The organism is Marinobacter sp. SS5-14b (assembly GCF_030541005.1).
Classification (GTDB): domain Bacteria; phylum Pseudomonadota; class Gammaproteobacteria; order Pseudomonadales; family Oleiphilaceae; genus Marinobacter.
In genome coordinates this window covers 1-12,336 of sequence record NZ_JASSVM010000008.1, presented here as the reverse complement: position 1 = coordinate 12,336, position 12,336 = coordinate 1, and the positions used below count along the sequence as shown (strand labels likewise).

Annotated in this window: 11 protein-coding genes and 1 pseudogene; 8 read left to right on the top strand and 4 right to left on the bottom strand. The window is 55.3% G+C overall.

Going from position 1 to position 12,336, the window contains the following annotated elements; translation table 11 throughout:
* The first annotated feature begins 289 nt into the window (after positions 1–289).
* Positions 290–1,534: an alginate export family protein gene (locus QPL95_RS15440; RefSeq protein ID WP_303291880.1), complete on the top strand. Its 1,245-nt coding sequence runs from the start codon at positions 290–292 to the stop codon at positions 1,532–1,534.
* A 326-nt stretch (positions 1,535–1,860) separates the two neighbouring features.
* Positions 1,861–2,058 carry a hypothetical protein gene (locus QPL95_RS15435; protein ID WP_091855216.1) on the top strand — a complete coding sequence of 66 codons (198 nt, stop codon included), beginning with the start codon at positions 1,861–1,863 and terminating at the stop codon, positions 2,056–2,058.
* A gap of 421 nt (positions 2,059–2,479) precedes the next feature.
* Here the strand turns inward: QPL95_RS15435 and QPL95_RS15430 are convergent, their stop codons facing one another.
* The 4 genes and pseudogenes from QPL95_RS15430 to QPL95_RS15420 form a co-directional block, all read right to left on the bottom strand.
* Complete coding sequence (locus tag QPL95_RS15430; RefSeq protein WP_092034298.1) at positions 2,480–2,977, bottom strand: hypothetical protein; 498 nt, start codon at positions 2,975–2,977, stop codon at positions 2,480–2,482.
* A 10-nt stretch (positions 2,978–2,987) separates the two neighbouring features.
* A complete protein-coding gene (locus QPL95_RS15425) occupies positions 2,988–3,227 on the bottom strand; it encodes a hypothetical protein (protein WP_091855218.1) in 240 nt (79 codons plus the stop codon).
* A gap of 137 nt (positions 3,228–3,364) precedes the next feature.
* Positions 3,365–3,613 (bottom strand): annotated as a pseudogene (locus tag QPL95_RS18560) (hypothetical protein); the annotation flags it as partial.
* A gap of 128 nt (positions 3,614–3,741) precedes the next feature.
* Positions 3,742–4,782 carry a cyclopropane-fatty-acyl-phospholipid synthase family protein gene (locus tag QPL95_RS15420; protein ID WP_303291879.1) on the bottom strand — a complete coding sequence of 347 codons (1,041 nt, stop codon included), beginning with the start codon at positions 4,780–4,782 and terminating at the stop codon, positions 3,742–3,744.
* 432 nt (positions 4,783–5,214) lie between these two features.
* Here QPL95_RS15420 and QPL95_RS15415 point away from each other — a divergent pair, with 432 nt between their 5' ends.
* The 6 genes from QPL95_RS15415 to QPL95_RS15390 form a co-directional block, all read left to right on the top strand.
* Positions 5,215–5,487: a DUF5676 family membrane protein gene (locus QPL95_RS15415; RefSeq protein WP_091854502.1), complete on the top strand. Its 273-nt coding sequence runs from the start codon at positions 5,215–5,217 to the stop codon at positions 5,485–5,487.
* 40 nt (positions 5,488–5,527) lie between these two features.
* Positions 5,528–7,882, top strand: coding sequence for a cation-translocating P-type ATPase (locus QPL95_RS15410; protein WP_303291878.1), 2,355 nt, complete (start codon positions 5,528–5,530; stop codon positions 7,880–7,882).
* A 169-nt stretch (positions 7,883–8,051) separates the two neighbouring features.
* Positions 8,052–8,510 (top strand): ATPase, encoded by a 459-nt coding sequence (locus tag QPL95_RS15405; RefSeq protein WP_303291877.1) that lies wholly within the window; start codon positions 8,052–8,054, stop codon positions 8,508–8,510.
* 46 nt (positions 8,511–8,556) lie between these two features.
* Positions 8,557–10,071, top strand: a complete 1,515-nt coding sequence (locus tag QPL95_RS15400; protein ID WP_303291876.1) for a thymidine phosphorylase family protein — start codon at positions 8,557–8,559, stop codon at positions 10,069–10,071.
* A complete protein-coding gene (locus tag QPL95_RS15395) occupies positions 10,068–10,988 on the top strand; it encodes a ribose-phosphate diphosphokinase (protein ID WP_303291875.1) in 921 nt (306 codons plus the stop codon). The genes QPL95_RS15400 and QPL95_RS15395 overlap by 4 nt, the downstream gene beginning before the upstream one ends.
* On the top strand, positions 10,985–12,336 hold a 1,352-nt coding region (locus tag QPL95_RS15390), incomplete at its 3' end, for an MBL fold metallo-hydrolase RNA specificity domain-containing protein (RefSeq protein ID WP_273085723.1). The genes QPL95_RS15395 and QPL95_RS15390, both read left to right, overlap by 4 nt.

The window sequence follows — 12,336 nt, the reverse complement described above, 5'->3', positions numbered from 1 at the left end:
GACGCCGAGTGAAACCGCTTGAGGCAGAGTAGGGTCTGGCCAGCGCGCCGGCCTTCTCAGCCCTGGAGAATGCTGTGAGTGCCTAGGGTGTGCGGGTAATTCTATAAACTAGAGGCTGCCGGGGAGGGTCACGAGATTTACTCTAGGCTGTGTATAGGGTGCGAGTCAGGCTCAACCTGACCGATATCAAGGTTGCCGCGGACATAGGCGCCCTAAACTGAATTATCGACTCATGAATGAAACATTGACTCCACTCACCCCTTATACGGCCACAGAAGGTACCACTAGGATGAAAACGATGCTAACGCCGCTCACTGCCAGGAAAGGCCAAAGAAACCAGAAGTCGTTGCTGACCTTGGCCATTGGTTCGGTTCTGGCCTCTGCCGCAACGCCTGTCCTGTCCATGACCTTTACCGAAGCCTTAACCGGGGGAAAGGTTTCGCTTGATGTTCGTTACCGTTACGAATTTGTGGATCAGGACAACCCTCTTGATCAAGCCCATGCTTCTACCGTTCGAACCCGACTGGGGTACCGGACTGGTGATTTTAAGGGGTTTGAGGTGTTTGCCGAGGCGGAAGATGTGTCCGCTGTGGGGAATGAGAACTACAATAGCACCATCAATGGCATAACCGATCACTCAGTAGTCGCTGATCCGACGGAAACCGAAGTCAACCAAATTTACGTGCGTTACAAAGGTTTTTCGGATACCAGCCTGACCTACGGCCGTCAGCGCTTTGCTCTGGACAATCACCGGTTTATCGGTACGGTTGGCTGGCGCCAGAATGAGCAAACCTTCGATGCCTTTGTCGGCACCAACGAGTCGCTTCCGGACACGACGATTACAGCGGGCTATCTTTACAATGCTAACCGGATATTCTCGGACGCCAGCCCGAATGGCAATTTCCCCATGCAGTCGCCGATTTTTAATGTTCAGTATCAGGGATTGGCCGCCGGAACCCTGACCGCCTACGGTTACCTGTTCGACTTCACCACCGCAGACGTCAACTCAACCCAGAATTTTGGCCTGCGATTCACTGGTGGCACCGATGTAACGGAAGACGCCAAAGTCCTGTACACTCTGGAGTACGCAATCCAGAAGGACTATGCAGACAACCCGCAAAGCTTTGAGGCCGCCTATTGGCTGGCGGAAGCGGGCCTCGCCGCGTATGGCGTTACGGTCAAGGTGGGCATGGAAACCCTGGAGTCGGACGACGGCCGATCATTTCAGACTCCTCTGGCTACGCTTCACGCAATGAACGGTTGGGCCGACCAGTTCTTGGTCACCCCGGACGATGGCCTGCAGGATCTTTACGTATCGGCGGGTGCCGCAGTAAAGGGAGTCAAGTTGCTGGCCATATTTCATGACTACAGCAGTGACATCAATAGCTTGAGCTATGGCTCTGAGCTGGGGCTGCTGGCTGCCTACCCAGTCAACAAACATTACACGGTGGGTGCCAAGTTCGCCAGCTATGCCGAGGATGGTCGCGGTGTGGATACGGACAAGGCCTGGTTGTGGGGACAGGTCAAGTTCTGACTTTCTCACTGTTGCGTTAATCAGACATCCGCCTGAAAGAAAGCGGAGTCACCCCGACCGAGGGGAAGATAATCCGAATGGCAAGGGCCACTGGCTAACGGTGCGGTCGAGGAGGCCTCAGGAAGTTTTCCGCACACAACACGAATCGCGGTCAGCTCTGTTACGCAGGCGTGTGGCTGGCCGGCGATCATCCGCGACTTACGGGTCTTAAGCCCTCCGCGAATGGTTTCAAGGACGGCGCTCGGTCCGTGGCAATGTCATAAATTTACAGAAATTGATGTGTTATCTATGCTTTATGCAGAAGCTAAACAACAAGGAGAAACAAGATGGGTAAAGCTATTAATGGTAAGTTCGAGAACATGGATCAGGCACACAATACGCGAGACGACCTTATTGGCAGCGAAATTCCACAGGATCTGATCTATATTGATAAGGATGAGCAGACGATCCGGGTGATGTTGCCGGCGGAGGAAGCAAGAGAAGTCTATGAAATATTTGACCGACACGGTGTCACTTATAAGTGAACGCTCGTTAACATAGATCCCTGATCTTCAAGCCGCCTTCTTTCGCCTTAGCTCCACTCGCATGACGTTAATACCGCCTGTGCGACCCAGCCGATCAACGTGGCGAGAGGCCCATAGGAGATGACGCCTTTATAATCCACGTCATAGGGAGCAAGCTCTTCCGCCAGATCGATATAGACCCTCGGGGTGACAAAATTGTTTTTGCTTTCAAAAGGTTCCTTTAAGCTGTCGCGAGTGGTTTACCCACCAACCATCAGATCTTTTAACCAACCCTGCTTCAGGCAGCGTTTGAACTCGCTGTGGCTCAGTTCCCTGTAGATGACGGTTATGCCCAGAAGCTCTGAAACAGCAACGCCCCCCCACACCGCGCCGCAAAAAGGTAGACTAAGTGTAGTTGATGCCTTTTCCCATGCTTTCTTGCTCAATGACAGTCACTGTTTTTGGTCAGGTGTGCGAGATTGTCGAGCTCACACTCCTCGCTGTAATGAATCAGCCCGCGTTTTACCTGTTCCGCCATACCTTTTGACAGCCGGGCTGCCGCCTGTTCGATGGTTTTTTCGATATCTTCCAGGGAAGCCTGCAGCAGATCGTAAGTCACATACAGCTCCTGATCCGTGAAGTCCACTGCATCAATACCCATCAGCGACTGCAGTGATGTTTTCAAATCAGCCTTGAGGTCATCGCTGATTATTTCGCGGAGTCGCATGCGGCGTTTTTTTAGAATCACTTGATTTTTCTGCTTGGGCGACAATCCGTGTTGAGGATCGCCCACAAACAGATGCGGGCGGGATTTAAATCGCTCTAGGCACTGACGCGAACAGAAATAGTGGTTGATACCCTGGTAATTCCATAGTAGCGAGCGATTGATTTTTTTCATATCACACACGGGGCAACGAATCGTGGACGCCAGCTTGTTCATCAAGCCCTCCTCAGGGGTTTTGGCCTATACCATTCAACAGTTGGTGTAGCTCGCTTTCAGTGGTTAATGCCAGCGTGGTGGAAGAGTCGATCACCCGGTTATAGGTCTCCAGGGTTTTGACAAAGTCATACAGATCACGGGATATTTCCGACTGGTTATACGCCGCTGCGTAAATTTCCGTGGCTTTCGCGTCCGCCACCCCCTGAATGGTTTGAGCTTCCCGATAGGCTTCAGACTCAATGCGCTGCAAATCCTTTTCCTTGTCGCCGATAATTAGCGGCTTCGCCGGCACCCTCGGAACGGAATCGCTCGGCAATCTGCTGGCGTTTGCTGATCATTCTGGCGAACGCTTTCATTGTAGTTGATCCGCTTAAAACGAATGTCGGGCAATTCAATGCCAAATTTAGCCATCTTTGCCGAAGCCGCGGCAGAGATGTCCGCTTCTATTAGCTGCCGCCCCCGTCGGACGGACCGCGGTTGGCCAATCACCGCTTTTGTGAGCGGCTGGTCGAAGGCGGGCTCCCTGCCTTTCTTGGTGTGTGCAAGTTCTATCAATTCGTGTTTGGCAACAGCTTTGCGGGTTTCACTACCGAGAATATCTTCCAGTCGCGACCGAACACTGTAATCGTCCCGCAACCGCAATGCCTATATACAGAGTGATCTGACGTGGTGAAACCGGTATATCCGACAAGGAGGGGCGGAATCGATCGTTCATGGTTGTTTCCTTTTATCGATTAATGATTCCTGCAATCGACGGACACGCGTTAACCGGTTGTGGCATCGGTGCCTATCTCCAACACATTGTTATCAAGATATTGATGTGGTGGAATAATCAGGTTGGTGGGTGCCCGCAAAAAGTCGTTGCCGGAGCGATACCGCTCAAATCGCTCCTCGGCAATGGTAATGGTTTGTATCAGTGCTTTGCCGCCGGGTCTCAGATAATCGTGTACATCCTTCATGTAAGTGGGCCAATAGGTCTCGCCCACGTGTTCAAACATCCCGATTGATACCACGAAATCAAACGGACCCGACAGTTCCCGGTAGTCCTGTAAACGCACCTCGGTATTTCCCTCCAGTCCGGCGGACCGGAGTCGTTGGCGGGCACAATCCGCCTGTTCGCTGGACAAGGTTGCCCCGGTTACATGGCACCCGTGTGCAGTTGCCACTTCCATAAAACCGCCCCAGCCACAGCCTATTTCCAGGATGCGGCTTCCGGGTCCCGGTGCCAGTCGCTGAAGGATCCGCTCATATTTCGCTTGCTGTGCCTCGTAAAGCGAGAGGGACTCGTTGCCACCAAACAGGGCGCAGGAGTAGGTCATGCTCTTATCCAGCCATAGCTGATAAAAGTCGTTGCCTAAATCGTAGTGCTCATGGACGTTTTCGCGGCTGCGCTTAACCGTATTGGAAAACAACCGATGTTTGCACCAATGCCATAACCGGAGCCCCACGCTGGAGCGTAAAGCGCGGTCAAAAACGACTATGTTCACCGTGACAAGGCGCATTAGGGCAAGCAAATTGGGCGTGGACCATTTGCCTGCCATGTAGTCTTCTCCCAGTCCCACATCACCGTGGGTGATCAGACGATCAATGACATGCCACTGCAGGATTGTCATTTCTGCATGTACACCGTCTTGCTTCCCTTCATGGCACGTCTTTTCTCCATCTGGCCATGTAAGCGATAACGAGCCGAACTGAAGAGATCTCAGCGCCTTTCGAAAAAGATTGAGCTGAATGATGCTGCTTTTCCCCGCAGGCCTTTTTTGAGGCTCAAGGTGCATGCTTGCCGAGAAAGATTCGTTGCTCATGCCTTTCTCTCCTCAGAGTGTTCCTAGAAAACATGTTTCCAGTAAATTCAGTAACCGGCAAGTGCATGCGTCATCAATTTTAGGACATTGTTTCTAATTTGATCGAGATCAAGGTGTGCTCTGTTTCGGTCCGGTAATTCAGTTTGAATTCAGGCAGATGTGGTTGACTTGCGTCAGGAAATGCCATGCCCGGGCCTGAAGTAATGCAAAGGCAGCTGGTACAGCAGCAGACTGGAGAGGTCTTTATGGAATGGTTGGCGGAAAACTGGTTCTCGGTGCTTATTGGCATCGTTTTCGTGGGCATGCATATGTTCGGTCACGGAGGACATGGTGGTCACGGCGGGGGCGGGCATGGTGGACATAGTGCGCCGGACAAGTCGGAAAACGACCCGGACAGACGTTCTGGCCATCGGCATTAACGGAGGACGGAACATGCTTGACACAAGACTGGTTACCTGGGCGTTGGGCCTCTTTGCGGCGGTCACCTTCATCGTTTGCGTGATCTATGGACTGGTGACGCCGCAAAGCCTGCACATGCACACGTTTCTCGAGCAGGTGCTGCCGGCGTTCAAGTGGCTGACCTGGTGGGGATTTCTGCTCGGATTGATTGAGAGTTTTCTATATGGCGCTTATGTCGGGCTGGTGTTCTGCCCGATCTTCAATTGGCTTCATCGCCATCTCGGTGTCGGGCGCGCGTCGGGCTGACGAAAGCTCCGGTCTGCAAATAAGGAAAGGGAAACAAGGAATGAAAAATACCGTTGTGGAGATCCGCGGCTTGCTATCGGCACTGAGTGCCCGGGGCGTAGAGAAACAGCTATTGAGATTGCCCGCCGTCAAGAAGGCCGAGGTCAACTATGTGGCCGGCAGCGCGACCGTCACCTATGATGAGGCGACGGTGGACCTTGAGGCTATCAAGGCCCGGATACACGAGTGCGGCTATCACTGTTCCGGAGAACAGTTGCCCAGGCACGTTTGCGACCCGGGGGACCCGCCGACCGAAGCCGGGGCTGTGTCCACGCCCGTCCACGATGGCCATGCCTCCCACACCGGCCACGACGATACGGCGCATCCTGCTGAACACGGCGAACATACCGGCGCCAAGGACGAGATGGCCCACGAGATGGGCCACGGCGGCAGCATGGACATGCAGGCAATGGTGCGCGACATGCGCAACCGTTTCTGGGTCTGCCTGATCTTCAGCCTCCCGATTTTCATTTATTCGCCCATGGGTGGGATGTTCGAACCACCGGTGCCACCCTTCGGGCTGCGGCTAGACCTATGGTTGCTATTACTGGCAAGCATCGCCGTGCTCTGGCCAAGCTGGCCGTTCTTTGTTGCCGCTTGGCGCGCGCTGAAAAACGGCGTGCTCAACATGGCTGTGCTGGTCGTTCTCTCGGTGGGTACTGGCTACCTGTTCAGCGTCGGTTCCACGCTCTTTTTCCCGGGTGTGCAGTTTTTCGAGGCGGTGGCGGTGCTGCTGGTGTTCATCCTGCTCGGCCATTGGCTGGAGATGCGCGCCCGTGCCGGTGCCTCCGACGCCATCCGCTCGCTGATGGATCTCGCGCCGCCCAAGGCCACGGTGTTGCGTGATGGCCAGGAACGGGAGGTTCCCACCGCTGAGGTTCTGAAGGACGACATCGTCGTGATCCGCCCCGGCAATAAGATTCCGGTGGACGGCGAGGTTCTAGAGGGCGAGTCCCAGGTGGATGAGTCCATGCTCACTGGCGAGTCCATGCCGGTGGAAAAAAAGCCCGGCGATAAGGTGATCGGCGCCACCATTAACAAGAGCGGCAGCTTCAGGTATCGCGCCACCAAGGTAGGTTCCGACACCGCGTTAGCGCAGATCGTCAAGCTGGTGCAGGAGGCGCAGAACTCCAAGGCCCCGGCGCAGCTGCTGGCGGACAAAGCGTCACAGTGGCTGGTTGTGATTGCCATCGTAATCGGCCTGCTCACCTTCGCCGTCTGGTTCTGGTGGATCGGCCAAAGCCTGCTGCTTGCCGTGACCCTGACTATCACCGTGTTCGTGATCGCCTGTCCGGATGCCCTCGGCCTTGCCACGCCCATGGCGGTGATGGTGGGCACCGGCCTCGGCGCCAGGAACGGCATCTTGTTCAAGAATGCCTCTGCACTTGAGGATGCCACCCGGCTGGATATTGTGGTCTTCGACAAGACCGGCACCCTGACCATGGGCGAGCCGCAGGTGGTCGAGGTGGTCGTGGTGGCGGGCAGCACCGAGGAGGCGGTCCTCGCACTGGCGGGGACGGTGGAGCAGGGCTCGGACCATCCTCTGGCCAAGGCGATACAAAGTAAGGCCGAAGGCTTGCAGCTCGATCCGCTGACCGGCTTCACCAACATCGAGGGCAAGGGCGCGCGGGCGGAGATTGGCAGCAAGACCGTGCTGCTCGGCAACCGCCGGCTGATGGACGAAGAGAAGGTCGACATGGCGAGCCTGAAGGACGAGGCCGCGCGTCTGCAGAGCGCGGGGCAGACCGTGGTGCACGTCGCCCAGGACGGGAAGCTGGTCGGCCTTATCGCCATTGCCGATGCGCCTCGCCCCACCGCTGCGGCGATGGTCAAGAAAATGCGGGAACGCGGGGTGGAGGTGGCGATGCTCACCGGCGACAACCAGGCCACCGCCGAGCGCATCGCCCGGGAGCTGGGCATCGGCACTGTGATCGCCGATGTACTGCCGGGGCAGAAGGCGGACAAGATCAAGGAGCTCCAGGCTCAGGGCAAGAAGGTTGGCATGGTGGGCGACGGTGTCAATGACGCCCCGGCACTGACCCAGGCGGAGGTGGGTTTCGCCATCGGTGCCGGCACCGATGTGGCCATTGAGAGCGCTGACGTGGTGCTGATGAAGAGCGACCCCTACGATGTGCTGGGAGCCATCGAGCTGTCGCGCGCTACCCTGCGCAAGATGCACCAGAACCTGTTCTGGGCGGTGGGCTATAACGTCATCGCCTTTCCCGCGGCGGCAGGCGTGTTCTATCCGTTGGTGATAAGCCCCGAGGTGGCGGCGCTCGCAATGTCTGGAAGCTCCGCTCTTGTTGCGGTAAATGCACTCCTGCTAAAGCGAACCCGACTGGACGGCTTAGGGTAGACGAACACTTCCAATTGGAAAAATTGATGTTCATCAAGCCCACGCTATTGAGCGACTCTTTTTGCATCTTTTGTTGGGGTTTTTCAGTGTGAATTCAGGCTTATGAGTTTAAGTGGTAGGTAATTGCTGTTTGCTGACATGATTAATGACAACAAGGGGGAACGGGTAAATGGACATCAAAACCTTTGGAGAACTTATTAGCTGGACACGGGATTTGCATGCTCATCTTGCAAGATGCCTGTCCGACTGCGCCACTAAGAATGAAGAAGAGCGAGCACAAGCGTTGCTGGACTATTTGGCGACCCATGAATCGGAAATGGAACGTATTGTGAACGAGTTCAAGTCGCAGGGCGATTCCAAAGCGTTGGAGACAAGGGTCTACGACTACCTGTCTCACCATCCCATTAAGACCCACAGAACCTGCGATGAGTCATACGCACAGCTGGATTTTGAGGGCATATGCAGAGAAGTATTCGATTTCCATGATCAGATAGAGGACCTTTATCGTACCATGGCCGACAAAGCCGAAATTCCCGAGGCGAAAGAATTACTGCAGTCGTTGCTAACCATGGAAGAGAACGAAGCTATGCGATTGGCCAGGCAGATAGGGCGTATGAACGACCTCTGATCAGAACACTGAAATTATTCTTCAACGCAGAAAAGGATGTTGATACATGGTGGCGTCTTCCAGTCAGTTACGGGTTTTCAAGATGGGTATCAATACTCATCAGGAGCCTGTCGTCTACATGCGTGATGATTGTGATGTGTGCCTTTCAGAAGGATTCTCCGCCAGTTCCAGGGTGGGAATTTCCTCACAGGGACGATCCATCATCGCAACTCTCAATATTTCGTCTGATGAAACGGTTCCCAAAGGGTATGCGGGGCTTTCAGATATCGCCATAGAGCGGCTCGGGGTGGCTCAGTCTGACCTGGTTTCAGTACATCATGCGCCCTATATCGAATCCTTGAGTCTGGTTCGTCGGAAAGTATTCGGACACAGCTTGCTTCCGGCTGAGATGGCTCGCATTGTCTCCGATATCTCCGCACACAAATACAGCGATGTCGAAATAGCCTGTTTCCTGAGCGCTTGTGCGGGTGGCAGATTAGGTTTCGATGAGATTGTTGCTTTGACCCAGGCGATGGTGAATTGCGGACAACAGCTCGATTGGCCAGGCGTGGATCGTGTGTTCGACAAACACTGTGTTGGAGGCCTGCCGGGCAACCGGACCACGCCGCTGGTTGTGTCGATCGTCAGCGCAGCAGGCTTAGTAATGCCTAAAACCTCCTCCCGTGCCATCACCTCACCGGCGGGAACAGCGGACACCATGGAAGCGCTGACCAATGTGAGGCTTGGGCTGAACGAGATTCGCCGTGTGGTCAGAGAAACCGGTGCCTGTCTCGCCTGGGGTGGGGCGATGAACCTCAGCCCGGCTGATGACCTGTTGATTCGCATCGAGAGAGCGCTGGACCTTGATGGTGAGGGCCAGCTCGTGGCCTCGGTGCTGTCCAAGAAGATTGCTGCCGGTTCCACCCATGCGGTGATTGACATTCCGGTGGGGGAGACGGCCAAGGTTCGAACGCCCGGCGATGCCGACCGGCTGGCCTCTCTTTTCACAAGCGTTGGGGCGGCCTGTGGGCTGAAGGTACGCTGCATCGCGACAGACGGCAGCAAGCCGGTTGGTGCAGGGATCGGGCCGACAGAGGAGGCCCGTGATGTTTTGGCCGTGTTGCAGGGAAAGCGGGGTGCGCCGGAGGATCTACGGAGCCGCGCCATCTTGCTGGCTGGCCATTTATTCGATCTGGCCGATGGTCTTGGCGTGAAAGAGGGGATGATCAAAGCAGAGCGATTACTTCAAAACGGCTCTGCCTGGGAGCAGTTCAAGCGCATAACAAAGGCTCAGGGGGGACTGAAGAGCTTAGGTGAAGCCCGTTTTCGGCGTCCAGTTCTGTCCTCGGAATCCGGAACAATCGTGTCTATCGACAACCGTCGGCTTGCCCGTGTCGCCAAGCTGGCAGGAGCGCCTGCCAGTTCTACCGCAGGACTACGGCTGCTGGTGAACGTCGGCGATATCGTCATTAAGGGAGAGCCTCTCTATGAGTTACTCAGTGACAGTCCGGGGCAGCAGGATTATGCGCTGGCGTTTAACGATATGGGGCCGGCAATCTTCACTGTATCGCAAGAGGAATGACTGTGGGCATTATTGAAAAAAATGTGCTGTTTAGCCTCACCCCGCACCCATTACAGGAGAAGCTTTGTGATCAGCTTAACTTGGAGCCGGGAAGTTTGCAGGTGCGGAGGTTCCCTGATGGTGAGTCCTACTTACGTGTGCTCACATCAGTCAAAGGTGCGAACTGCGTAATATTGGCCGACCTAACGCATCCAGACACCAAATACCTTGCTCTCCTGTTTCTCTTTGAAACTCTCCGGGAACTCGGTGCCAGGTCGATTGGGTTGGTGGCGCCCTATCTTTGCTATATGCGCCAGGATCGACGCTTCGAAGAAGGGGAGGCGGTCACTTCCAGGGTGTTTGCCCAGTCTTTGTCTTTACATATCGACTGGCTGATCACCGTTGATCCACATTTGCACAGGTACCAGTCTCTTGACGAAATCTACAGCATACCCACGCAAGTTGTTCAGGGAGCACCGGCGCTGGCGGATTGGCTACGGGGGCAAAACGGTCTGTTGCTGGTAGGTCCGGACGCGGAAAGTGAGCAATGGGTATCAAGTATCGCGCAGGCCAGTAACCATCCTTATGTCATTGGCACCAAGCAGCGTCTGGGTGACCGGCGCGTTGAAGTCACCTTGCCGGATATCTCGGCGTATAACGGCCGGAAAGCCGTCATCATTGATGACGTTATTTCCAGCGGACGCACCATTGGCGAGTGTGTCAGGGCACTTAAGGCGCAAGGCACGGAGGCCATCCTGTGTGCGGCGGTGCATGGCATTTTTGCGGAGGCCTCGGACACCTACCTTCTGGGTACCGGCCTGCAGACGCTGGTGACCACCAACACGGTTCCACACAGCAGCAATGAGATCGATGTCAGCGAGTTGCTGGTGCCGCCGGTCAGGCATTTTCTCAATCAGGTGGAGGGTGAGCGCCGATGAACATTACATTTCTGGGTGGCACGGAAACCGTGACCGGCTCCAAGTTCCTGGTTGAAACCGGCCAGACACGTGTATTGGTCGATTGCGGCCTGTTTCAGGGGTACAAGTGGCTGAGAAAGCGCAACCGGCAACCGTTGCCGCTCGATATTGCCTCGCTGGATGCCGTGCTTCTGACCCATGCCCATCTGGATCATTCAGGCTACATCCCCGTGTTGTACAAGCAGGGCTTCCGGGGGGCGGTTTATACCCATCATGCCACCCGAGAGCTATGCAGCATATTGCTGGCCGATAGCGGCCACCTTCAGGAAGAGGAGGCACATTACCTCGGCCGCCATAAGCTGAGCAGGCATGAGAATCCGGAGCCCCTGTATGATCAGGAGGATGCAGAAGCCTGCATGGAGCTGTTTCAGTCGGTGGACTTTCACCAAGTGATCCAGCTCGGTGATATACGCTTTCATCTGCGACCGGTCGGGCACATTCTCGGGGCGGCCTGTGTCATCATCGAGGCGGAAGGTAAATGCGTCGGTTTTTCCGGCGATGTGGGCCGCCTCAATGATATTTTCATGAGGCCACCTGCGCCTCTGCCAGCTCTGGACATGCTGATGCTGGAGTCAACGTATGGCAATCGTCGCCACGACGATGCGGACCCGTTGTCGCAGTTGGCGGACATCGTCAACGAAACGGTCGACAAAGGGGGCAATATACTGATTCCGGCCTTTGCCGTGGGCAGAGCGCAGGTCTTGCAACATATGCTCACCGACCTGATGAAGGCGGGACGAATTCCAAGGTTGCCAGTTTATCTGGATAGCCCCATGGCGATTGATGTTTCTGAGATTTACTGCCGCTACGAAGATCAGCATCGGTTGAGCAGTTCAGAATGCCACGAAATGTGCAGCACCGTTCATTATAGCCGCAGCGTCCAGGACTCCAAGGCGCTGGCTGATCAGGCCTACCCGCACGTAATTATTGCAGGCAGCGGTATGGCAACGGGCGGTCGCATTCTTCATCACTTCAAACGTCTCCTCGGCCAGCACCGTACAACCGTTATCTTTGCCGGTTATCAGGCAGGGGGGACACGAGGCGCCAAAATGGTTGATGGAGCGGAAAGGATCAAGATCCACGGCGACTGGATTCCGGTCAAGGCCCGGCTGGAGGTGTTGAGTGGGCTTTCCGGACATGGAGATTTCACAGAGATCGAACAGTGGCTGGCTCAAAGTGACTTAGCCCCCGAAACGCCGATCAACTTGATTCATGGAGACCCTGATGCGCTGGAGGCCATGAAGGATCACTTGCGTCAGAACACCCGGTTTGAGGTGGATGTGGCAGGCTACCAATCCATTTTGCGTCT

Coding starts and splice junctions, on each gene's coding strand:
- QPL95_RS15420 (WP_303291879.1), bottom strand. CDS start 4,782: ATGAGCAACGAATCTTTCTCGGCAAGCATGCACCTTGAGCCTCAAAAA.
- QPL95_RS15405 (WP_303291877.1), top strand. CDS start 8,052: ATGGACATCAAAACCTTTGGAGAACTTATTAGCTGGACACGGGATTTG.
- QPL95_RS15430 (WP_092034298.1), bottom strand. CDS start 2,977: ATGAACAAGCTGGCGTCCACGATTCGTTGCCCCGTGTGTGATATGAAA.
- QPL95_RS15435 (WP_091855216.1), top strand. CDS start 1,861: ATGGGTAAAGCTATTAATGGTAAGTTCGAGAACATGGATCAGGCACAC.
- QPL95_RS15440 (WP_303291880.1), top strand. CDS start 290: ATGAAAACGATGCTAACGCCGCTCACTGCCAGGAAAGGCCAAAGAAAC.
- QPL95_RS15415 (WP_091854502.1), top strand. CDS start 5,215: ATGCTTGACACAAGACTGGTTACCTGGGCGTTGGGCCTCTTTGCGGCG.
- QPL95_RS15395 (WP_303291875.1), top strand. CDS start 10,068: ATGACTGTGGGCATTATTGAAAAAAATGTGCTGTTTAGCCTCACCCCG.
- QPL95_RS15410 (WP_303291878.1), top strand. CDS start 5,528: ATGAAAAATACCGTTGTGGAGATCCGCGGCTTGCTATCGGCACTGAGT.
- QPL95_RS15400 (WP_303291876.1), top strand. CDS start 8,557: ATGGTGGCGTCTTCCAGTCAGTTACGGGTTTTCAAGATGGGTATCAAT.